Source organism: Rhodococcus sp. SJ-3, assembly GCF_051918125.1.
Classification (GTDB): Bacteria; Actinomycetota; Actinomycetes; order Mycobacteriales; family Mycobacteriaceae; genus Rhodococcus.
This window is the reverse complement of the sequence record NZ_CM123306.1, coordinates 364164-384897: the sequence shown is the minus strand read 5'-3', so window position 1 is coordinate 384897 and position 20734 is coordinate 364164. Positions and strand designations below refer to the sequence as shown.

The 20734-nt window shown below is 65.5% G+C and carries 25 protein-coding genes; 20 read left to right on the top strand and 5 right to left on the bottom strand.

The window, feature by feature from the left end; translation table 11 throughout:
- Positions 1-3 precede the first annotated feature (3 nt).
- From rplF to map, 8 genes are all read left to right on the top strand, one after another.
- Positions 4-543 (top strand): 50S ribosomal protein L6, encoded by a 540-nt coding sequence (rplF, locus tag ACTDXD_RS01860; RefSeq protein WP_169685538.1) that lies wholly within the window; start codon positions 4-6, stop codon positions 541-543.
- Between the two features lie 2 nt (positions 544-545).
- Complete coding sequence (rplR, locus tag ACTDXD_RS01855; RefSeq protein WP_054716703.1) at positions 546-953, top strand: 50S ribosomal protein L18; 408 nt, start codon at positions 546-548, stop codon at positions 951-953.
- A 31-nt stretch (positions 954-984) separates the two neighbouring features.
- A complete protein-coding gene (rpsE, locus tag ACTDXD_RS01850) occupies positions 985-1635 on the top strand; it encodes a 30S ribosomal protein S5 (protein WP_169685540.1) in 651 nt (216 codons plus the stop codon).
- Positions 1635-1814 (top strand): 50S ribosomal protein L30, encoded by a 180-nt coding sequence (rpmD, locus tag ACTDXD_RS01845; protein WP_054805962.1) that lies wholly within the window; start codon positions 1635-1637, stop codon positions 1812-1814. Before rpsE ends, rpmD begins: the two co-directional genes overlap by 1 nt.
- Before the next feature lie 2 nt (positions 1815-1816).
- Entirely contained in the window at positions 1817-2260 is a 444-nt protein-coding gene (gene rplO, locus ACTDXD_RS01840; RefSeq protein ID WP_169685542.1) for a 50S ribosomal protein L15, read from the top strand.
- 253 nt (positions 2261-2513) lie between these two features.
- Entirely contained in the window at positions 2514-3827 is a 1314-nt protein-coding gene (gene secY / locus ACTDXD_RS01835; RefSeq protein ID WP_440125512.1) for a preprotein translocase subunit SecY, read from the top strand.
- On the top strand, positions 3824-4369 hold the full coding sequence (locus ACTDXD_RS01830; protein ID WP_440125511.1) for an adenylate kinase: 546 nt from the start codon (positions 3824-3826) through the stop codon (positions 4367-4369). Before secY ends, ACTDXD_RS01830 begins: the two co-directional genes overlap by 4 nt.
- Before the next feature lie 17 nt (positions 4370-4386).
- The gene (map, locus tag ACTDXD_RS01825) at positions 4387-5184 is read left to right on the top strand and encodes a type I methionyl aminopeptidase (RefSeq protein WP_440125510.1); all 798 of its coding nucleotides are present in this window, start codon (positions 4387-4389) and stop codon (positions 5182-5184) included.
- On the opposite strand, the gene dtd is transcribed toward map, so the two are convergent.
- On the bottom strand, positions 5185-5622 hold the full coding sequence (dtd, locus tag ACTDXD_RS01820) for a D-aminoacyl-tRNA deacylase (RefSeq protein WP_440125509.1): 438 nt from the start codon (positions 5620-5622) through the stop codon (positions 5185-5187).
- 186 nt (positions 5623-5808) lie between these two features.
- On the opposite strand from dtd, the gene infA reads away from it, so the two are divergent.
- The 9 genes from infA (at position 5809) to ACTDXD_RS01775 (ending at position 11558) form a co-directional block, all read left to right on the top strand.
- Entirely contained in the window at positions 5809-6030 is a 222-nt protein-coding gene (infA, locus tag ACTDXD_RS01815) for a translation initiation factor IF-1 (RefSeq protein WP_006554587.1), read from the top strand.
- 92 nt (positions 6031-6122) lie between these two features.
- Entirely contained in the window at positions 6123-6236 is a 114-nt protein-coding gene (gene rpmJ, locus ACTDXD_RS01810) for a 50S ribosomal protein L36 (RefSeq protein ID WP_003938068.1), read from the top strand.
- A 207-nt stretch (positions 6237-6443) separates the two neighbouring features.
- The gene (gene rpsM, locus ACTDXD_RS01805) at positions 6444-6812 is read left to right on the top strand and encodes a 30S ribosomal protein S13 (protein ID WP_169685552.1); all 369 of its coding nucleotides are present in this window, start codon (positions 6444-6446) and stop codon (positions 6810-6812) included.
- Positions 6812-7225, top strand: coding sequence for a 30S ribosomal protein S11 (gene rpsK, locus ACTDXD_RS01800; RefSeq protein ID WP_169685554.1), 414 nt, complete (start codon positions 6812-6814; stop codon positions 7223-7225). Before rpsM ends, rpsK begins: the two co-directional genes overlap by 1 nt.
- 27 nt (positions 7226-7252) lie before the next feature.
- Complete coding sequence (gene rpsD, locus ACTDXD_RS01795) at positions 7253-7858, top strand: 30S ribosomal protein S4 (protein WP_054715397.1); 606 nt, start codon at positions 7253-7255, stop codon at positions 7856-7858.
- 99 nt (positions 7859-7957) lie between these two features.
- Positions 7958-9016 (top strand): DNA-directed RNA polymerase subunit alpha, encoded by a 1059-nt coding sequence (locus tag ACTDXD_RS01790; protein WP_054715400.1) that lies wholly within the window; start codon positions 7958-7960, stop codon positions 9014-9016.
- 30 nt (positions 9017-9046) lie between these two features.
- Positions 9047-9607: a 50S ribosomal protein L17 gene (gene rplQ / locus ACTDXD_RS01785; RefSeq protein WP_440125507.1), complete on the top strand. Its 561-nt coding sequence runs from the start codon at positions 9047-9049 to the stop codon at positions 9605-9607.
- A gap of 5 nt (positions 9608-9612) precedes the next feature.
- On the top strand, positions 9613-10521 hold the full coding sequence (gene truA, locus ACTDXD_RS01780; protein WP_440125506.1) for a tRNA pseudouridine(38-40) synthase TruA: 909 nt from the start codon (positions 9613-9615) through the stop codon (positions 10519-10521).
- A 65-nt stretch (positions 10522-10586) separates the two neighbouring features.
- The gene (locus ACTDXD_RS01775; RefSeq protein ID WP_440125505.1) at positions 10587-11558 is read left to right on the top strand and encodes an alpha/beta hydrolase; all 972 of its coding nucleotides are present in this window, start codon (positions 10587-10589) and stop codon (positions 11556-11558) included.
- Positions 11559-12118: 560 nt separating this feature from the next.
- On the opposite strand, the gene ACTDXD_RS01770 is transcribed toward ACTDXD_RS01775, so the two are convergent.
- A complete protein-coding gene (locus ACTDXD_RS01770; protein WP_440125504.1) occupies positions 12119-13276 on the bottom strand; it encodes an acyl-CoA dehydrogenase family protein in 1158 nt (385 codons plus the stop codon).
- 71 nt (positions 13277-13347) lie between these two features.
- Here ACTDXD_RS01770 and ACTDXD_RS01765 point away from each other — a divergent pair, with 71 nt between their 5' ends.
- Complete coding sequence (locus ACTDXD_RS01765; protein ID WP_440125503.1) at positions 13348-13929, top strand: TetR/AcrR family transcriptional regulator; 582 nt, start codon at positions 13348-13350, stop codon at positions 13927-13929.
- Positions 13930-13948: 19 nt separating this feature from the next.
- Complete coding sequence (locus ACTDXD_RS01760; RefSeq protein WP_440125502.1) at positions 13949-14536, top strand: NADPH-dependent FMN reductase; 588 nt, start codon at positions 13949-13951, stop codon at positions 14534-14536.
- Positions 14537-14639: 103 nt separating this feature from the next.
- Here ACTDXD_RS01760 and eccE read toward each other — a convergent pair whose 3' ends face one another.
- A complete protein-coding gene (gene eccE / locus ACTDXD_RS01755) occupies positions 14640-16241 on the bottom strand; it encodes a type VII secretion protein EccE (RefSeq protein ID WP_440125501.1) in 1602 nt (533 codons plus the stop codon).
- A 148-nt stretch (positions 16242-16389) separates the two neighbouring features.
- Here eccE and eccB point away from each other — a divergent pair, with 148 nt between their 5' ends.
- Positions 16390-17847, top strand: coding sequence for a type VII secretion protein EccB (gene eccB / locus ACTDXD_RS01750; protein ID WP_440125500.1), 1458 nt, complete (start codon positions 16390-16392; stop codon positions 17845-17847).
- Here eccB and mycP read toward each other — a convergent pair.
- Both mycP and eccD read right to left on the bottom strand, forming a co-directional pair.
- Complete coding sequence (gene mycP / locus ACTDXD_RS01745; protein WP_440125499.1) at positions 17793-19256, bottom strand: type VII secretion-associated serine protease mycosin; 1464 nt, start codon at positions 19254-19256, stop codon at positions 17793-17795. The two genes, eccB and mycP, sit on opposite strands and share 55 nt — an antisense overlap.
- Positions 19253-20716, bottom strand: coding sequence for a type VII secretion integral membrane protein EccD (gene eccD, locus ACTDXD_RS01740; protein ID WP_440125498.1), 1464 nt, complete (start codon positions 20714-20716; stop codon positions 19253-19255). The genes mycP and eccD overlap by 4 nt, the downstream gene beginning before the upstream one ends.
- Between the last annotated feature and the right edge of the window lie 18 nt (positions 20717-20734).

Below are 20734 nucleotides of genomic sequence, written 5' to 3'. Positions count from 1 at the left end.
ACAATGTCGCGAATCGGAAAACTCCCCGTTGCAGTTCCCTCGGGTGTCGAGGTGAACATCGATGGCCAGAATGTCGCAGTGAAGGGCCCCAAGGGCAACCTGTCGCTGACGATCGCTGAGCCCATCTCCATCGCCAAGGGCGACGACGGGGCACTGAACATCAACCGCCCCAACGACGAGCGTCGCAGCCGTGCGCTGCACGGTCTGTCGCGGACCCTGGTGCAGAACCTCATCGTCGGTGTGACCGAGGGTTACACCATCAAGATGGAGATCTTCGGCGTCGGCTACCGCGTTGCGCTCAAGGGCAAGGACCTCGAGTTCTCGCTCGGCTACAGCCACCCGGTACTCATCGAGGCCCCCGAAGGCATCACCTTTGCCGTCGAGGCGCCCACGAAGTTCTCGATTGCGGGTATCGACAAGCAGCAGGTCGGCCAGATCGCGGCCAACATTCGCCGTTTGCGTAAGTCCGACCCGTACAAGGGCAAGGGCATCCGCTACGAGGGTGAGCAGGTCCGTCGCAAGGTCGGAAAGACGGGTAAGTGATCATGAGCCAGACCGAGAACCAGAAGGCCAAGCGGATCCCGCGCGGCAAGGATGCGTCCACGACGCGTCGGCTGTCGAAGACGCGTCGTCATTTCCGCCTCCGCAAGAAGATCGCCGGAACGGCAGAGCGTCCGCGTCTCGTCGTCAACCGCTCGTCGCGCCACATGCACGTGCAGGTCATCAACGACCTCACCGGCACGACCGTCGCCGCTGCGTCGACCATCGAGGCCGACGTGCGTGCGCTCGAGGGCGACAAGAAGGCGCGTGGCGCCAAGGTCGGACAGCTGATCGCCGAGCGCGCGAAGGCTGCCGGCGTGGAATCCGTGGTCTTCGACCGCGGTGGACACACCTACAGCGGCCGCATCGCGGCCCTCGCGGACGCAGCACGCGAGAGCGGGCTGAAGTTCTGATGATCATCTTTTCGAACGGAAGGAACGTCTGATGCCGGGACGTCAGCGGCGTGACGGCGGAAACGGCCCCGCCGGACAGAATGGCCCCAACACCGGGGACAACCGTGGTGGTCGCGACCGCCGCGATCGCGACTCGCGCGGCGGCAACGCTGCCGAGCGGTCGAACCACATCGAGCGTGTCGTCTCGATCAACCGTGTGTCGAAGGTCGTCAAGGGCGGCCGTCGCTTCAGCTTCACCGCGCTGGTGATCGTCGGAGACGGCAACGGTGTGGTCGGCGTCGGTTACGGCAAGGCCAAGGAAGTTCCCGCGGCCATCACCAAGGGTGTCGAGGAAGCTCGCAAGAACTTCTTCCGCGTTCCGCTCATCGGCGGAACCATCACCCACCCGGTTCAGGGTGAGGCTGCTGCAGGCGTCGTCCTGCTGCGTCCGGCTTCCCCCGGTACCGGTGTGATCGCCGGTGGCGCGGTGCGCGCTGTGCTGGAGTGCGCGGGCATCTCCGACATCCTGTCGAAGTCGCTCGGCTCCGACAATGCCATCAACGTGGTGCACGCGACGGTTGCAGCTCTCAAGGGCCTGCAGCGTCCGGAGGAAGTTGCGGCTCGCCGTGGGCTTCCCCTCGAGGACGTCGCTCCCGCAGGCATGCTTCGCGCCCGTGCACTGGCTGCTGGGAGCGTGAAGTAATGGCAGAGCTGAAGATCACCCAGATCAAGAGCACCATCGGTACCAAGCAGAATCAGCGTGACAGCCTGCGCACCCTCGGCCTGCGGAAGATCCGCCAGTCGGTGGTCCGCGAGGACAACGCGCAGAACCGTGGCTTGATCAACGTGGTGCGTCACCTCGTGACCGTTGAGGAGGTCTGAGAATGACCATCAAGCTGCATCACCTGCGCCCCGCTCCGGGCGCGAAGACGGACAAGACCCGCGTCGGACGCGGTGAGGGTTCGAAGGGCAAGACCGCTGGTCGCGGTACGAAGGGCACCAAGGCGCGTAAGAACGTCTCGGCAGCCTTCGAGGGTGGCCAGATGCCCCTGCACATGCGTCTGCCGAAGCTCAAGGGCTTCAAGAACGCATTCCGCACCGAGTACCAGGTTGTCAACGTCAGCGACATCGCCCGGGTCTTCCCGGAGGGTGGCCAGATCGGCGTCGACGAGCTCGTGGCCAAGGGCCTGGTTCGCAAGAACCAGCTCGTGAAGGTCCTCGGCGAGGGCGAGATCGCGGTTGCCGTTCAGGTATCCGCGAACAAGTTCTCCGGCTCCGCCAAGGAGAAGATCGCCGCTGCCGGTGGTACTGCAACCGAACTGGCCTGACCGGTTCGATTCTGTATGAATCACGGCTGACGAACGGCCGCGGTGCAGTCGATGACTGCGCCGCGGCCGTTCGCGTATCTCTGTGCTGCCGTACGCTTGTGACGTACTTGCAGCGCGTTGCGTCCTCCGCGTCGTCCCGCCGATGATCCTGACCGGTGGCTGTCGGGGTGCGCACTGTTAGAGTTCTAGAGTTGTCTACTGTCCGACGGGCCTATCCGGCCTGTCGCTCCCGATCGGCCTGCCAGGAGGATTCTTGCTTTCCGCCTTCGTCTCGGCCCTCAGGACACCGGACCTGAGGCGGAAGATCCTCATCGCCCTCGGGCTGGTGGCTCTGTACCGTCTCGGCGCCTCGGTGCCGTCCCCGGGCGTCGACTACGGAAACGTCCAGGCGTGTGTCGACCAGCTCGCCGGTAGTGAACAGGCCGGCATCTACTCCCTGATCAATCTGTTCTCGGGTGGTGCCCTCCTTCAGCTGTCGGTGTTCGCTATCGGCATCATGCCTTTCATCACCGCGAGCATCATCGTGCAGCTGCTCACCGTCGTGATCCCCAGATTCGAAGAACTCCGCAAGGAGGGGCAAGCGGGTCAGGCCAAGATGACGCAGTACACGCGATATCTGGCTGTGGCGCTTGCCGTCCTGCAGGCGACCGGAATCGTGGCGCTCGCCGCCCGAGGGCAGCTGCTGCAGGGCTGTGCCGAACCGATCCTGGCCGACGACAGCGTCTTCGGCATGGTCGTGATCGTCCTCGTCATGACTGCGGGTGCTGCGGTGGTGATGTGGTTCGGCGAACTGATCACCGAACGCGGTGTCGGCAACGGCATGTCGATCCTGATCTTCGCCGGTATTGCGTCCGCGCTGCCGAGCGAAGGCCGGACGATCCTCGAATCCCGAGGTGGCCTCGTCTTCGCGATCGTGCTGGTTGTTGCGCTGCTCCTCATCACCGGCGTCGTCTTCGTCGAGCAGGGACAGCGTCGTATCCCGGTGCAGTACGCCAAGCGGATGGTGGGCCGCCGTATGTACGGTGGTTCGTCGACTTACCTGCCGCTGAAGGTCAACCAGGCCGGCATCATCCCGGTGATCTTCGCGTCGTCGTTGCTGTATCTGCCCAACCTGATTGCTCAGCTCACCGGCGCGACCACCAACCCCGAGCCGAGTTGGTGGCAGCGCATCATCAACGAATATCTCGTCAACCCGAACAACCCGGTCTACATCGCGTTGTACTTCGGATTGATCGTGTTCTTCGTGTTCTTCTACGTCGCCATCACGTTCAATCCGGAAGAACGCGCCGACGAGATGAAGAAGTACGGCGGCTTCGTCCCCGGTATCCGGCCGGGCAGGCCCACTGCCGAGTACCTCAGCTACGTGCTCAACCGCATCACGGTTCCCGGCTCGATCTACCTCGGTCTCATCGCAGTACTTCCGAACTTCTTCTTGTCGGGCGGCCAGACCGCCAGCAGTATCTTCGGCGGCGCAGCGGTGCTCATTCTCGTCAGTGTCGCGCTGGACACTGTCAAGCAGATCGAAAGTCAATTGATGCAGCGCAACTACGAAGGGTTCCTCAAGTGAGACTTGTACTCCTCGGTCCTCCCGGTGCCGGCAAAGGCACACAGGCCGCAATCCTGTCCGAGAAGCTCGGCGTTCCCGCCATTTCGACCGGCGATCTCTTCCGCGCCAATATCGGGCAGGGCACCGCGCTCGGCTTGGAGGCCAAGAAGTACATCGATGCCGGAGATCTCGTCCCCGCGGAGATCACCAACAACATGGTGCGCGAACGGCTTGCAGAGCCCGACGCCGCCAACGGATTCCTTCTCGACGGGTTCCCTCGTAGCGTCGAGCAGGCCGAGGAACTCGGCAACATCCTGAAGAACCTGTCCACCTCTCTCGACGGTGTGCTGTCGTTCGTCATCGACGAGGATGTCGTCGTCGAGCGCATGCTCGCTCGCGGTCGTGCCGATGACACCGAAGACGTCATCCGCAACCGTCTCCGGGTCTACCGGGAAGAGACCGCGCCTTTGCTCGACCACTATGCAGATGTCCTCATCACGGTCGACGCCGTCGGCGAGGTCGACGAGATCAACGCGCGCGCACTCGCGGCGCTCGGCAAGTAGACACAGGAATTTTCGGTATGGGTTTCGGGCGCAAGCGCAAAGTGGTTCCGTTCCGCACTTCCGGCGAGCTCGACGCGATGGCGGCCGCTGGTGCCATCGTGGGCGCCGCGCTCGTCGCGGTGCGAGATGCGGCGAAGCCGGGCGTGAGCACCCTGGAGCTCGACCGGGTGGCGGAAGCGGTGATCCGTGATGCGGGTGCCGTTCCGTCGTTCCTGGGGTACCACGGGTTCACCGGCTCGATCTGTTCGTCGGTCAACGACCGCGTGGTGCACGGCATCCCCTCGGAAGACGAGATCCTTGCCGAGGGCGACCTGGTGTCGATCGACTGCGGAGCGATCCTCGACGGATGGCACGGCGATTCGGCCTGGAGCTTCGGGGTGGGGGAGCTGTCCGCTGCCGACTCCGACCTCAGCGACGCGACGCGCCTGTCGATGGAAGCGGGCATCGCCGCGATGATCGCGGGTAACCGCCTCACCGACGTATCCCACGCGATCGAAGAGGGCACACACGCCGCAGAGCGTCTGCACGGTCGTCCGTACGGCATCGTGGACGGCTACGGTGGACACGCCATCGGCCGCGAGATGCACATGGACCCATTCCTCCCGAACGAGGGCAAGCCCGGCAAGGGTCCGCAGCTCGTGGTGGGTTCGGTGCTCGCGATCGAGCCGATGCTCACCCTCGGCACCCACGAGACCGTCGTCCTCGAGGACGAGTGGACCGTGGTGACCACCGACGGCAGCCGTGCGGCGCACTGGGAGCACACCGTGGCTGTCACCGAGGACGGTCCTCGTATCCTGACTCTTCGCGCGGAGTAGTCACACCTCGACGAGCAGGGTGACCGGGCCGTCGTTGACGAGAGTCACTTCCATGTGGGCACCGAACACTCCCGATTCGACATGTGCACCGAGGGTGCGCAGCGCCGAGATGAACTCGTCGATCAAAGGTTCGGCCACGGGCCTGGGCGCTGCCGCCGACCACGACGGACGCCGACTCTTCCGTGTATCTGCCATAAGGGTGAACTGGCTTACGACCAGCAGCGGAGCATTCAGGTCCGAGGCCGACTTCTCGTCTTCGAGAATCCGCATCGACCAGACCTTGCGTGCGAGTGTCGCGGCCTTCGCTGCGTCGTCGTCGTGGGTGACGCCGACGAGGACGAGCAGACCGTGACCACCGTCCGGGGGCGTGATCCGCGCGACCTCCGCTCCGTCGACCGCGACGGATGCAGTGGTGACCCGTTGAATCAGCGCACGCACGTGTGCCTCCTTACATCATTGCCATTTGGCCAGGTGAGAAAGTTCCCGTAATATCGATCGGTGGTGCGCGCTGCGCTCCGGTCGGTCTGCGTCGACGTGGTCTTCGCAACGGAGATCCGGGGATGCCGAGCGTCACGGTATCGGATACCGATGCAACCACACGTCGAACAACGGATCGCGGAGGATATGGCTAAGAAGGACGGCGCAATCGAGGTCGAGGGTCGGGTTATCGAACCGCTTCCCAATGCGATGTTCCGCATCGAGCTGGAGAACGGCCACAAGGTGCTGGCCCACATCAGCGGCAAGATGCGGCAGCACTACATTCGTATCCTTCCCGAGGACCGGGTCGTCGTGGAGCTTTCGCCCTACGACCTCACGCGTGGACGCATCGTCTACCGCTACAAGTAACAGGCTTCCCCGGCCGGACGGTCGGGGAAAAACATGTCTCCGGAACGGCCTACGCCGAATTCGGAGGCGCACATACAGGAGATCGGACGCACGTGAAGGTTCAGCCTAGCGTCAAGAAGATCTGCGAGAAGTGCAAGGTGATCCGTCGTAACGGTCGGGTCATGGTGATCTGCGAGAACCTGCGTCACAAGCAGCGTCAGGGCTAGATCTACCTTCCTCGCGAAGATCTGCTTGGCAACAAGCAAGAAGACCTTCCAGTACCAGTCGCACGGTTACGATCCACGATTCGTCGCGGAGCTGTGCGATATACCCCCGGTTCGGAGGCCGGGGCCCCACTGTGTTTGTCACTACACAGTTTCTTACGCAGGGGACGGGCTGGGAGCAGACCTCCGCACACCGAATAGGAATGCCACATGGCACGTCTCGCAGGTGTTGATCTTCCCCGCGAAAAGCGGATGGAGATCGCACTGACCTACATCTACGGCATCGGCCGTACCCGCTCCAAGGAGATCCTCGAGGCAACCGGCGTCAGCCCGGACCTGCGCAGCAAGGATCTGTCCGACGAGGATCTCTCGAAGCTCCGCGAGTACATCGAGGAGAGCTACAAGGTCGAGGGTGACCTTCGTCGCGAGGTCCAGGCGGATATCCGTCGCAAGATCGAGATCGGCTGCTACCAGGGCCTGCGACACCGTCGTGGTCTGCCCGTGCGTGGACAGCGCACCAAGACCAACGCTCGTACCCGCAAGGGCCCGAAGCGCACCGTCGCAGGAAAGAAGAAGTAATGCCTCCCAAGTCACGCACCACCGGTCCGAAGAAGACCCAGAAGGCACGGCGCAGGGACAAGAAGAACGTCCCGCACGGCGCTGCTCACATCAAGAGCACCTTCAACAACACCATCGTCTCGATCACGGATCCTCAGGGCAACGTGATCTCCTGGGCGTCCTCGGGCCACGTCGGCTTCAAGGGCTCGCGCAAGTCGACTCCGTTCGCCGCGCAGCTCGCCGCCGAGAACGCTGCCCGCAAGGCGCAGGAGCACGGCGTCAAGAAGGTCGACGTCTTCGTCAAGGGTCCGGGTTCGGGCCGCGAGACCGCGATCCGCTCCCTCCAGGCCGCAGGCCTCGAGGTCGGCACCATCTCCGACGTCACCCCCCAGCCGCACAACGGCTGCCGCCCTCCCAAGCGTCGTCGCGTCTAACAACGGGAAAGGAAAAGGTTCTAAGTCATGGCACGTTATACCGGTCCCGTTACCCGTAAGTCGCGTCGTCTCCGCGTCGACCTGGTCGGAGGCGACCAGGCCTTCGAGCGTCGCCCCTACCCGCCCGGTCAGCACGGCCGCGCGCGGATCAAGGAGAGCGAGTACCTGCTCCAGCTGCAGGAGAAGCAGAAGGCACGCTTCTCGTACGGCATCATGGAGAAGCAGTTCCGTCGTTACTACGAGGAAGCAGCCAGCCGCCCGGGTAAGACCGGTGAGGTTCTGCTGACAATCCTCGAGTCGCGCCTGGACAACGTCGTCTACCGTGCCGGCCTCGCGCGCACCCGCCGCCAGGCCCGCCAGCTGGTGTCCCACGGACACTTCCTGGTCAACGGCAAGAAGGTCGACATCCCGAGCTACCGCGTCTCCCAGTACGACATCATCGATGTCCGTGAGAAGTCGCTGAGCACGCTGCCGTTCCAGATCGCGCGTGAGACCCAGGGCGAGCGCCCGGTCGCTGCGTGGCTGCAGGTCGTCGGTCCGCGTCTGCGGGTGCTGGTCCACCAGCTGCCCGAGCGCGCGCAGATCGAGATCCCGCTGCAGGAACAGCTCATCGTCGAGTACTACTCGAAGTAAGCCACTTCGTGCCGTGGTGTCCTCCTTGCCTTCTCGGGCGGGAGGACACCACACCACCACTAGGGCGTCAAATAGCGGACGCCCACAAGGAGGCAACTCATGCTCATCTCGCAGCGACCCACGCTGACCGAAGAGGTCCTCGCCGACAATCGGTCGAAGTTCGTCATCGAGCCGCTCGAGCCCGGCTTCGGCTACACGCTCGGCAACTCGCTTCGTCGCACCCTGCTCTCCTCGATCCCCGGTGCCGCCGTCACCAGCATTCGCATCGACGGCGTGCTCCACGAGTTCACCACGGTTCCCGGTGTCAAGGAAGATGTCACCGACATCATCCTGAATCTCAAGGGCCTCGTGGTCAGCTCGGAAGAGGACGAGCCGGTCACCATGTACGTCCGTAAGCAGGGCCCGGGCGTCGTCACCGCAGCGGACATCGTTCCGCCGGCCGGTGTCGAGATCCACAATCCCGACCTGCACATCGCCACCCTGAACGACAAGGGCAAGCTGGAGGTCGAGCTCGTCGTCGAGCGCGGTCGCGGCTACGTCCCCGCCGTCCAGAACAAGGCATCCGGTGCCGAGATCGGCCGTATTCCGGTCGACTCGATCTACTCGCCGGTGCTCAAGGTGACGTACAAGGTGGAGGCCACCCGCGTCGAGCAGCGCACCGACTTCGATCGGCTGATCCTCGATGTGGAGACCAAGAACTCGATCGCTGCACGCGATGCACTCGCGTCGGCGGGCAAGACTCTTGTCGAGCTCTTCGGTCTGGCTCGTGAGCTGAACGTCGAAGCAGAAGGCATCGAGATCGGTCCCTCGCCTGCCGAGGCCGACCACATCGCCTCCTTCGGACTTCCGATCGAGGATCTGGACCTGACGGTCCGGTCCTACAACTGCCTCAAGCGCGAGGGTGTTCACACCGTCGGCGAGCTGGTGGCACGCACGGAATCCGACCTGCTCGACATCCGCAACTTCGGTCAGAAGTCCATCGACGAGGTCAAGGTCAAGCTGCACTCGCTCGGCCTGTCGCTGAAGGACAGCCCCGCGTCCTTCGATCCCAGCAGTGTTGCCGGCTATGACGCCGCCACCGGTACCTGGAGCGACACCGACGCCGGGTTCGGCGACACCGACGGCAACGAGGACTACGCCGAGACCGAGCAGCTGTAGCAGCTCACGGTCCGTTACTAGGAGAAAATCATGCCCAAGCCCAAGAAGGGCGCCCGCTTCGGCGGGTCGGCCTCGCACCAGAAGGCGATCTTCGCCAACCTGGCCACCGCGCTCTTCGAGCACGGCCGCATCACCACCACCGAGGCCAAGGCCAAGGCCCTGCGCCCGTATGCCGAGAAGCTCGTCACGCACGCAAAGACCGGCACGCTGGCTTCGCGTCGTGAGGTGCTGAAAGTCATCCGCAACAAGGACGTCGTGCACGCCCTCTTCGCGGAGATCGGTCCCTCGTTCGAGGACCGCAACGGCGGATACACGCGCATCATCAAGACGATGCCGCGCAAGGGCGACAATGCGCCCATGGCGATCATCGAGCTCGTGCGCGAGAAGACGGTCTCGTCCGAAGCCGATCGCGCTCGGCGCGTGGCGGCTTCGCAGGCTGCACCGGCTGCCGAGGAGAACGTGGTGGAGGCCACCACGGCCGACGCCACCGACGCCGAGGTCGAGAACGCTGATGCTGTCGTCGAGGGGATCGAAGACACCACCGCAACGGCCGCTGACGCGACCGAGGCGGACGAGGCCAAGAAGGACTAGTCCACTTGGTTTCGGCACCAGCTGAATCGAACGAGCCCGTCGCCCCGTTCAGGGGCGGCGGGCTCGTCGCATCGGACACTCCCGGCGAGCACCTCACGCGCCTTCGGCTCGACATCTCGTACGACGGAACCGATTTCTCGGGTTGGGCTCGTCAGCCCGGCCGCCGCACGGTGTGCGGTGAGATCGAAGAGAAGCTGTCGGCCATCGTGCGGGCACCTCTGCTCCTCACCGTTGCCGGACGCACCGATGCAGGTGTACATGCGAGGGGTCAGGTTGCCCACGTCGACGTGCCCACCGAGGCGCTGCCCGACGACCCGTCGCGTTGGATCCGTCGTCTCGCGCGGTTCCTCCCACGCGATGTCCGAGTCACGGGGATATCGGTTGCCCCGGAGCATTTCGATGCGCGTTTCTCCGCGGTCCGCCGTCATTACGAGTACCGCGTGACAACGGCCGTGTACGGAGCCGACCCGCTACGTGCCCGCGACACCGTTGCCTGGCCGAAGAACGTCGACCTCGACGCGATGCAGAGCGCGTCCCGGTCATTGTTGGGGCTTCACGACTTCGCAGCATTCTGCAAGCGGCGCGAAGGCGCGACCACGGTTCGCGAACTCCAGCGCTACGACTGGATCCGTTCCGGTGACATTCTCACCGCGCATGTGAGCGCCGACGCGTTCTGCTGGTCGATGGTTCGCAGTCTCGTCGGCGCGGCGCTCGCGGTGGGAGAGGGGCGCCGGTCGGTCGAATGGATGACCGCTCTCCTCGACGAACGTCAGCGCGCCGCGTCTGTCGCAGTCGCTCCCGCACACGGTCTCTCACTCGTTCGCGTCGACTACCCTGCTGATGAGGATCTTGCTGCACGCAATTCGGAGACACGGGAGACGCGCGGGCCGATTGCCCGTGGCTGCTGCGGATGAGGGGAACGACTTTGGCTGGCTCACGGTATGCGTTCGCAGCGGCTGTTGCGGTCACGGTCGTCGCGATGACAGGCGGACCCGCCCCCGGCACCGTCCGTGCCGAGACTCCGCCCGCAACGGAGACCGGGACCGCCGAATACGGTGTCGCCACACTCGAGCGTGTGGACCGGCGTTCCGACCGTGACTGGTCACTGTTCGTCTACTCCGCAGCGATGGAGCGCACGATCGAGCTTCAGGTGATCCGTCCCGCCGACAACAGCGCCGCGCGTCCGGTGCTGTATCTGCTCAACGGTGCCGGTGGTGGTGTCGACGAGGCCACCTGGCGCAAACAGACCGATGTCATGGATTTCTTCGGCGACAAGGATGTCAATGTCGTCACCCCGGTAGGCGGCGCGTTCAGTTATTACACCGATTGGCTTGCAGACGATCCGGAGCTGGGTCGCAACAAGTGGACGACCTTCCTCACCGAAGAAGCGCCGCCGATAGTCGACGCTGCCCTCGGCGCGAGCGGGCGAAATGCGATCGCGGGTGTGTCCATGTCGGCGACATCGGCGCTCGCGCTCGCCGAGCACGCGCCGAATCTGTACGCGGCCGTCGCGTCGTACAGCGGTTGTGCCGAGACTGCGACGGTCGAGGGCAGCCGCTACGTCGAGATGGTGGTGGGCCTCGGCGGTGGTGACGTCGAGAACATGTGGGGGCCGATCGATGGTCCGTACTGGATGGAGCGGGATGTGATCCGCAATGCCGAGCGGCTGCGGGGAACTGCGGTGTTCGTGTCGTCGAGCGGAGGACTGCCCGGTGTGCACGAAGCCCGCGCGTGGGATGAACACGGACCCGCAGTCATACCGGACATAGCGCTGCTCGGGGTGATCGAGACCGCGGTGAGTAGGTGCACGGACAGGCTGCGCACCGAGCTGGATGCGCTCGGGATCGAGGCGACCTATTCGACCCGTGTCGAGGGAACCCACACGTGGGGATATTGGCAAGACGCGCTGCATGAATCCTGGCCCCTGCTCTCGGAGGCCATGAGCGCCTGACACGCTCGCCCGTCCACCGGTGTTCTCGACCCTGTGGCCCGCACGCAGCGGCGTGTCACCTCGCGGGATGAGGCGACACGCCGCTGTCCGTGTCAGGGCAGAATGCGAATCCCACAGCAGGACGCCGACTTTCGGCTCCGGTCACGGGTGCGTCATTCACAGGGGGAGAAGGACGCGGCTGTCAGCTGTCATCGGTGCTGGCCCGTGTGCCGAGACAGTCCTGTCTGGAGGATGAATCGTGCTCGTGTGAGCAATACTCATGCCCGAGCGGGTAGGAGTTGTGGTGAGCCCTCAGAGGAGGATGCCCAGACCGGCGAGCAGAGTGAGCAGGGTGGCGCCGAGTGATCCGAGAACCATGGTCTTCTCCTTCGTTCGGTGAGCCTCGGCCCGGTTCCGGACCTGAGGGGGCGACCTCGGCCCCCGATGGGGGGTGAGGGCCTCGGTCGCCCACCACAGACATACCCCGCTTTGGCGGCATCAATCCTCGGTCGCGTCGAAATCTGGAGGGAGGCGGGCTGTCTCGTTCCGTGAACTCCTGTCCGACGGGGCTGCAGCGCAGGTCAACCGGCCAGCGACCGGGCAATCACGAGGCGCTGAATCTGGTTCGTGCCCTCGAAGATCTGGGTGATCTTCGCGTCGCGCATGAACCGCTCGACGGGAAAGTCACGCGTGTAGCCGTACCCACCGAGGACCTGTACGGCGTCGGTCGTAACCTTCATCGCGGCGTCCGTGGCTACCAGCTTTGCGACCGAGGCCTGACGTGAATAGGGAAGACCTGCGTCCTTACGTCGAGCGGCATCGATGTATGTTGCGCGCGCGGAGTCGACGGCGGCAGCCATGTCGGCCAGAACGAAACCGAGACCCTGATGGTCGATGATCGCCTTGCCGAAGGCCTTCCGTTCCTTCGCGTATGCGGTTGCTTCGTCGAGAGCGGCCTGAGCGAGTCCGGTCGCGACGGCAGCGATGCCGAGTCGTCCTGAATCGAGAGCGCTGAACGCAATGGGAAGACCCTGCCCCTCGGCGCCGATGCGACGCTCGGCGGGAACGAAAGCATCGTCGTAATGGGCTGCGGTGGTCGGGATCGCATGCAGACCCATCTTCTCCTCGGGCTTCCCGAAGGTCAGGCCGTCGGTACCGTCGGGCACCAGAAAGCAGGAAATGCCCTTGCTGCCAGTGTTGCTGCTGCCGGTGTCGCTCGTCCGCGCGAACAAGGTGTAGAAGTCCGCTTTGCCGCCGTTGGTGATCCACGCCTTCGAGCCGTTGATTCGATATCCGCCCTCGACGGCCTGGGCCCGGCATGTCAGTGCCGCTGCGTCGGAGCCGGCCTGAGGTTCGGACAGGCTGTAGGCGCCGATGGTCTCGCCACCGAGCATGTCGGGTAGCCATTGGGATTTCTGCTCGTCGGTGCCGTGCGTCGCGAGTGCGAAGCACGACAGGCCGTGCACGCTCACGGCAACGGCGACTGCGGCCCACCGTGCGCCGAGTTCCTCGAGAACCTGGAGGTACACCTCGTACGGCTGATCTCCACCTCCGAACTCTTCCGCGTAGGGGAGGCTGAGCAGCCCGGCTGCGCCGAGCGCGGGGAACACGCCTTCCGGGAATGTCTCGTTGCGTTCGTGTTCGACGACGCGGGGTGCGAGTACCTTGTCGGCGACGTCGCGTGTGAGCTCGATCAGGTCGTGGGCCTCGGGGGTGGGTAACAGGCGCTCGACGGGCACGGCAGAACTCCTCGCAGAAGACGGATTCACCAAGATAGTACTAACAGCGATACTGCAGTACTGTAGCGAGTATGGCAAGAGTAGGGGTACGGCGCACCACTGCACGGCAGGCGCAACTGTTCGACCAGCTTGTCGAGTTGTTCCTGGCCGAAGGATTCGCGCACTTCACTCTCGACGACATCGCAGCCCGTCTGCGGTGTTCGAAATCGACGCTCTATGCCCTCGCCGAGAACAAGGACCGACTCGTCTACGCCGTCACCGTCCATTTTTTTCGAGGCGCAACCGAGCGTGTCGAGGCCGACATCGCGGACGCCGCAGGAGCCGAGACGCGGATCCGGACCTACCTCGAATCCGTAGGAAGGCAGCTCGAACCCGCATCGGTCCGCTTCATGGAGGACATCGCCGCAACACCGGTCGCGCGGGAAGTGTACGAGCGCAACACACGTCTCGCAGCCGACCGGATCCGGGCACTGATCTCGGACGGCGTCGATGCCTGCGAGCTGCGCGACGTGCACGCGGCCTTTGTTGCCGACGTCATTGCTGCAGTGATGGTGCGTATCCAGCAGCGGCAGGTGGCGCAGCAGACCGGTCTCGACGACGCACAGGCCTACCGTGAACTCGCGGCGCTTCTGACCCACGGTATGACGACCTGAGGCACCCTACGATCGGGGCATGGACCAGAAGCTGCAGGCACCGATCCGGCTCGGGATCATCGTGGCGAGTGTGCGTGAGGGGAGGGTCGCCCCTGTCGTCGCGAACTGGTTCGCGGAGACGGCGAGACACCATTCGACGGCAGATGCTCAGGAATTCGACATCGATATCATCGATCTCGCTCGGACGCCGTTGCCGCAGGAGCTTTCGGGAGGATCCGAAGTCGAGGCGTTCGCGCGGCGGATCGACGCGGCGGAAGCATTCGTCGTGGTCACCTCCGAGTACAACCACGGTTATCCGGCAGCGCTCAAGACTGCTATCGACAGTGTCAAGCACGAGTGGCGCGCGAAGCCGGTCGGATTCGTGTCCTATGGCGGGTTGTCCGGTGGGCTCCGTGCGGTCGAGCAGTTACGGCAGGTCGTCGTGGAGGTTCATATGGTGCCTGTGCGGGAGTCCGTGAGTTTCCACCGCGTCAAGCACGCCTTCGCCGCAGACGGTACGACGCGCGATGGTGCGGCCATCGACGCCGCCGAGCGGATGCTCCGGCAGTTGGAGTGGTGGGTGCACGCGGTCAGATGTGGCCGGCGATTATGCACCTACCCGGGTTGACCGCGCTGTTTCGGCGCAAGCCCGGTCGCTCTCGGTCGGGAGGAGGTCCAGAACAGTGTTCGAAGCGTCGTCACATGGATCGACGACCCATGCCGCGCGACACTCAACGCGACGAAACGGACTCCATGGTGCGGGGGCGTCCGATGTGGGCGGACTCGGCCGCGATGGTGACGAGCGTCAGTGTCATCCGCTTTCGATGTGTGGTGAGCACAACCCGATTGCCGAATCCGTTCGGCTGTTCGATGGCAACGGTGGGAGATTCGCGGGGCCACTGATCCGGATGCGCATGCACGTGGATGGTGCCGGGGTGCCGCCTGCCGGTCGGCCGCACTCCGTCGAAGACGACGGTGTCGAACTCGCGGTCGTCGGGATACTCGCCGGCAATTCGCAGCCGATCCGGTGATGCGGCACCGTTCAGCAAGGGGCGCCAGGCATCGACGCGATCGGTGTGGATCACCACGCGCGCGCCGACCGCCACCGCGCGGAACACGATCTGCTGTGCGAGATACAACTCGCCCGCCACATGGACCGAGTCCACTCCGGGGCCGGTGAGGCGTACCGCGACTGCTTGCCCGGACTCGTCCGAGCCGATCAGCTGACCGCAGCCTGCGACGGGCAGTGCCAACTCGTCGAGATATCCGCGGCTGACGCTGCGCAGATCGGTGACGGTCTCGAGCCCGTCCGCCGCATACGGCAGGGATGCGAGCAACACCTCACGCTCGCGCCCGTGGACAGTGCGCACACCGGAGGTGAGCGGGCCGTCGGGGGTGCGGGTGGTGTACCGGACGAGGCCTCCGACCCGTGTCGTGCCGAAGGATCCAGGGCGAATGCGCACCGTCACCGTCGACGACAGTGACGGGTGGGTCCAGACCCGGGTCAGGGTGCTCGCGTCGAATCGCCGCGGATCGAGTACCCCGCCCGTGCTGTAGCCGGTGGGAAGGCGGACATGACGCCAGGACTCCTCTGCCGTCAGCGGATCGGCGCCGTGAGTGATCCGGAGGGCAGCAGATCGGATCTCCTGCGCGGTCAACAGCCTTGCCTCGCAGCCGGAATCACTCAGCACACGCACCACTCGCAGGGCCGACGCGGTGATCGTGCGGGTTGCGCCTCGGACGCCACCGCCGCGCCGGTCCACGGCGTCGCGACACGTCGACGCGTCGAGGCGTAGCGCAAGCCACACCGTGCGCATCGCGGCAGCGGGCAGGGGGCCGATCAGCTGGGCATAGACCTGACCCGCGGGCGTTGCGTCCAATACGCGTCGGCCGTGGACGACGACGTCGATTCCGTCGAGGGTCACGTCGTGTCGGCGCAGGCAGCCGGAAAGCGCGCCCAAGGGCAGGGGCAGCGACGAGTCGGCACGATCTCGTCCCAGCAGTGTGACGAGCCCAGCAGGTGCGAGCACCTCGACGACCGCAGTCACGCGTGTTCCGTCCCACCGTAAACCGATCGGCCGGCCGGTCGGCTGTGCTGCATCGCGGATCTCCGCGCGGACGTGTGCTCTCGGAAATCTGTACCGCAACAGCGTCATCGCAGCGTCGATCGCATTGAGGCCGCGGACCCGGAGCAGCACGAGAACCGCGATGGCAGCCGCTGCGGCCGCTGCCGCCCATGCGGGCGCACCCGATGCGGCCACTGCGATCCAGACCGCGAGTGCAGCGCACTGCGCCATGACGATCCGTGAGATGAGGCGGGGCCGTTCGTACACGGACCCTTCCCGCACGACCTCGGACACAGTTCGATGCACAGCACTCCCCCCGACACCGATCGGGCGGCCCTGTGGGTGCGCGCCCGAACTTCCCGAGTTGCAACTGTACTGTGTTGCGGCAGTGAGCGTGCCGCACGGGGGAGGACATATGGCATCGCAACCCACCACTCGATGGCAGGTAAGCGGTTACCGATTTCTGATGAGACGGATGGAGCATGCGCTCGTTCGCCGAGACGTGCGCATGATCCATGACCCCATGCGCTCACAGTCGCGGTCGTTGATGGTGGGGGTGGTGATCGCCTGCCTGGTCCTTGCCGGGTGCGCCGCGTTGGCCCTGTTCCGGCCCCAGGACAAGATCGGTAATGCGAAGCTCGTGGTCGGCAGGGATTCCGGTGCGCTCTACGTTGCGATCGACGGGACATTCCATCCCGCGATGAATCTCGCATCCGCGCGGCTTGTGCTCGACGACCCTGTCGAACCGACAGTCGTAGCCGACGAGGAACTGGAGGCCCGCCCCAGAGGGCCGCTCGTCGGCATTCCTGGGGCTCCGTCGTCCCTGGCGTACGTCGGACACGACACGCCCTGGACGGTGTGCGACACGGTCGATGCAGGCGGACGGCAGTTCGTCACGACTGCGGTCTCGGCAGGCGTGCCCGAGTATTCCGGTGTAGGTGGTCCGCTCGACGACGACGAAGCGCTCCTCATGACCTCCGACGGTGAATATCACCTCGTCTACGGAGACGGCAGGGCCGAGATCGATCCGCAGGATCGCGCACTGACGCGGGTCCTGGGACTCGATCTCGGGTCGGCCAGGCCCGTAGGCGCAGGATTGCTCGCGGCACTCCCGGAACTACCGGAGCTCACCGCACCCGTCATCCCGGATGCAGGGAGCATGCCGCGAGTGCCGGTAGGTGGTGTTCGCGTCGGATCTGTTGTCGGACTCGCGGAACCGAACGGCCAGCGCTATTACGTCGTACTGAGCGATGGCGTGCAGGAGGTGTCGAGCGCGACTGCACAGATCATTCATGCGTCGGATTCACAAGGCATCGCCGAGATTCCGATCGTTCCGCCCGACACTCTCAAGGACGCGCCGACGGTACAGCACCTTGCGGTCGGCACGTTTCCCACGGTCGTGCCCACGATCCTCGGGCCCGCTGACAGGCCCGTCGGATGTCTGACATGGGAACCGGAAGCGGGACCCGAAGATCAGCGACGATCGGGTCTGGTGCTGTCGGCGGGTGAGGTCCTGCCGATTGCCGAGGACGCGATCCCGGTCGAACCCGCACAGGCCGACGGACCGGGACCGAACGTGGATGCCGTCCATATCCCTCCGGGGCGTGGCACATTCGTGCAGACGACGTCGGTCGTCCCCGACAGTGAACGCCGGGATGCGCTGTTCTACGTCGCAGACACAGGTGTCCGTTACGGCGTAGCCGATGCAGAGGCGGCCAAGGCACTCGGGTTGGAGGGGGACCCGGCTAGAGCGCCGTGGCAGATCGTCGGCTTGCTCGCCCCCGGGCCTTCGCTCGGGCGCGCCGAGGCGTTACTCGCTCACGATGGTGTCGCCCCGGACCCACGACCTGCACCGATCGGGACAGGAGAATGAGGGTTGCTCGCATGTCTCCGCCTACGTGCACGCTCCCGAAGGGGCAGTGCGGCGAGCAGCGCGGCGAGGAGTAGGACGAGGACCGCGGCACCGCCTCTCCATGCAATGAGTCGTGCGGTCGGGTCGGGAGGTTCTACGTGCGCGGGACCGGCTATCTCTCTAGGGGCCGCAGGGTTGTCCTGCTCGGCCGGTAGTGGTGCGGTGACCGCGGCCAACGGGTCGATCACACCGTGCCCGACCCGCGGGTTCCAGCCCTCCGCAGGGGCGTGGGCGGTCGATTCGATGCGGTCCATCACGGCGCGAGCGTCGAGGTGGGGATGGCGGGCTCTGACCAACGCGACTGTTGCAGACACCAGTGGTGCGGAGAAACTCGTTCCGGACAGCGGCACCGGGCCCTGGGCGCTGATCTGTGCGTCTACGAGACCGTCGGAGAACGGGTCGAGCGAGATGATGCCGGTCCCGGGCGCTGCGACATCCACCCACGGCCCGGGAACACTCTCGTCGGACGGTGTGCCGTCGGCTTCGGCCCAGCCGACTGTGAGCACATAGTCGTCATACCAGGCGGGGGAGGCGATCGTCGTGATCGAATCCCACGGATCTGCCAGCGGGTCGAGCGGATTCGCTGCAGGGGGGTTCCCCGCCCGGCACACATCCTTGTTCCCTGCCGCCGCGACCACCACCGCGTCTTCGACGTCGGTGGCGTACTGGACTGCCGCGCCGAGCGGTCCGTCGGCGATCCCGTCGCTCGCGAGCGTGCACGCGACCTCTGAAATGTTGATGACGGTGGCCCCGAGGTCTGCGGCATGTCGCACCGCAGACGCCAGGGTGAGCACGTCACCGTAACCGGGGGAGTTCTGCGCGGCGTCTTCGTCGCCGGCGGAGCGGTCGGAGTAGTTGCGACTGGATTGACGGATGGCGATGACTTCGACGTCGGGCGCACCACCCGCGAATCCCGACCCCGCGAGCGGTTGCGCCGCGATGAGACCGGCGACGAGGGTCCCGTGCGCGTCACAATCGACCGTGCCGTCGTCGGTAGCCACGTAGTCGCCGCCCGGGGTGAGGTGGGGGAGTCGCGGATGCGGGTTCACTCCCGTATCGATCACAGCCACGATCTGACCTGCGCCGCGCGTCAGCGGCCACACCCGCTCGAAGTTCATGATGCGTTGTGCGAGCGGTCGTTGCAGGCTGTCGGAGACAGGCCTGCCCCGTGTGCACAGATTGCGCTGCTCGGTCGCTTCCGGGGCAGCGGGCTCGCCTGCGGTGGGCAGCAGTGCGCTGTCGGGGACGGGGGGAGCTGCCGCGGCCGGTCCGACAGCCGCGATCGTGACGATCAGAGCGGTGACGAGTGAGGCAGCGGTGAGCCGCCGACGATGTGTCGCCCGCCGCGAGAGCGCCGGGAGGTCGCTCACAACCCACGGACCGCGGAGTAGAGGCCGCCAACCCAGCAGGCCAGCGGCACGATCGTGGCGATGACGGTGTACTCGGTGAGTTCGCTGATCCGCCGCTGCACCGGCGTGAACGTGCGGCGCGGAACAACGACCCCGAGAACCAGGGCGCCGACGAACATGACGACAGTGACTCCGAAGAGCACCTGTGGGGCAACGCTTCCGGAAAGCCCGGCACCGACCACCAGGCCGAGGAGGAGGATTGCACCACCGACGATCATCGGCGCCGCCTGCTCTGCCCCGATGTACGTGCGGCCTCGGAACATCAGGAGGATCCCCGTCGCGACCGCCACTGCGACCCCGGGCCAGGAGACACCTGCCTCCTGCATCGGCCACGCTGCGCACCATGCACCGGCCGCCGCGAGCACGACCACCGCATAGATCCACCCTGTCAGATGAGCTCGCGCACGCGCGGTTTTCGCTTCGAGCTCCTCGAACGTGGGCGGCGGATTCTCGTCATCCGGATCTGGAACCACGGGGTCGAGGGAGGTGCCGGGCGCCGGAACCGGGGGAAGGGGGAGGCGGGCGAGGAGCGCGGCCGCGCGGGCGGCGAACGTCACCAGTAGCAGCGCGGTCACGACGATACCTGCGCCGAGCGCATGTACCGGCGTGTCGGTGGCCGTGGCGACGATCAGTGCGATCGTCGCAACCCCCGAGATCGTCGAGATCGCAGTGAACGTCGAGAGTCCGACGGTCGTGACGTTCACCGTGACCACGCCGACCGCGCCGGTCAGGATCGTGGCCAACAGCAGGTGGGGGGCGCCGAAATCGCCGGGAACCAACAGCATCCCGGTGACGAAGGACGCGGGGGCCGCGCAGACCGCGAGCAGCAGCCCGATTTGCCGGTCGAGGTAGATACGTGCGATGACAGCGGCTGCGGTCACGAGCAGGAGTGCCAGCACGGCAGTGGCGATTCCCGCGACCATTCGCTCGCTTCCGGACGACGGCAACAGGAGCAACACGCCGCACCCGAGGGTGATCGCGGCCGACGCGACCGCGGCCCCGACCACAGCCGCGGTGCGATCGGACCAACGATGCAATCTGTCGCGGCCCGCAACCGCCACGTTGTACATCACGTCGTCGAACAATGGCGGCGACGAGGGCGCGGACGATTCTGCGAGGACGAGCACCTCGCCGTCGCGGATCCCGAGCTCGTCGAGACTCAACGCACCTGCGAGCGGCGCCTGGCCTATCCGGGCGAGAGTCCAGGTTTCCGGCTCGACCCGTTCGGGGGTGCGGTCGAAGTCGTTGTCGGGACGGTGAGCAGCCACCAGGTCGACGATTCCGGCCAGAAGGAGGGCAACCGGCACGCCGAGTGGCAGCGCCAGATCGACCTCGGAATGTTTGGTGAGCACTGTGATCCGGCACAGTTCCGGCGCCGCTACCGCACCGGGTACGTTCGGGCTCGTCGGTGCAGCCGTCATCGATTGTTCCCCCCGTCG

What these genes read in the sequence shown, in the direction of transcription:
- rplF (WP_169685538.1), top strand. Translation starts at nt 4, where the DNA reads ATGTCGCGAATCGGAAAACTCCCCGTTGCAGTTCCCTCGGGTGTCGAG.
- rplR (WP_054716703.1), top strand. Translation starts at nt 546, where the DNA reads ATGAGCCAGACCGAGAACCAGAAGGCCAAGCGGATCCCGCGCGGCAAG.
- rpsE (WP_169685540.1), top strand. Translation starts at nt 985, where the DNA reads ATGCCGGGACGTCAGCGGCGTGACGGCGGAAACGGCCCCGCCGGACAG.
- rpmD (WP_054805962.1), top strand. Translation starts at nt 1,635, where the DNA reads ATGGCAGAGCTGAAGATCACCCAGATCAAGAGCACCATCGGTACCAAG.
- rplO (WP_169685542.1), top strand. Translation starts at nt 1,817, where the DNA reads ATGACCATCAAGCTGCATCACCTGCGCCCCGCTCCGGGCGCGAAGACG.
- map (WP_440125510.1), top strand. Translation starts at nt 4,387, where the DNA reads ATGGGTTTCGGGCGCAAGCGCAAAGTGGTTCCGTTCCGCACTTCCGGC.
- infA (WP_006554587.1), top strand. Translation starts at nt 5,809, where the DNA reads ATGGCTAAGAAGGACGGCGCAATCGAGGTCGAGGGTCGGGTTATCGAA.
- rpsM (WP_169685552.1), top strand. Translation starts at nt 6,444, where the DNA reads ATGGCACGTCTCGCAGGTGTTGATCTTCCCCGCGAAAAGCGGATGGAG.
- rpsK (WP_169685554.1), top strand. Translation starts at nt 6,812, where the DNA reads ATGCCTCCCAAGTCACGCACCACCGGTCCGAAGAAGACCCAGAAGGCA.
- rpsD (WP_054715397.1), top strand. Translation starts at nt 7,253, where the DNA reads ATGGCACGTTATACCGGTCCCGTTACCCGTAAGTCGCGTCGTCTCCGC.
- ACTDXD_RS01790 (WP_054715400.1), top strand. Translation starts at nt 7,958, where the DNA reads ATGCTCATCTCGCAGCGACCCACGCTGACCGAAGAGGTCCTCGCCGAC.
- rplQ (WP_440125507.1), top strand. Translation starts at nt 9,047, where the DNA reads ATGCCCAAGCCCAAGAAGGGCGCCCGCTTCGGCGGGTCGGCCTCGCAC.
- ACTDXD_RS01775 (WP_440125505.1), top strand. Translation starts at nt 10,587, where the DNA reads ATGACAGGCGGACCCGCCCCCGGCACCGTCCGTGCCGAGACTCCGCCC.
- ACTDXD_RS01765 (WP_440125503.1), top strand. Translation starts at nt 13,348, where the DNA reads ATGGCAAGAGTAGGGGTACGGCGCACCACTGCACGGCAGGCGCAACTG.
- ACTDXD_RS01760 (WP_440125502.1), top strand. Translation starts at nt 13,949, where the DNA reads ATGGACCAGAAGCTGCAGGCACCGATCCGGCTCGGGATCATCGTGGCG.
- eccB (WP_440125500.1), top strand. Translation starts at nt 16,390, where the DNA reads ATGGCATCGCAACCCACCACTCGATGGCAGGTAAGCGGTTACCGATTT.
- eccD (WP_440125498.1), bottom strand. Translation starts at nt 20,716, where the DNA reads ATGACGGCTGCACCGACGAGCCCGAACGTACCCGGTGCGGTAGCGGCG.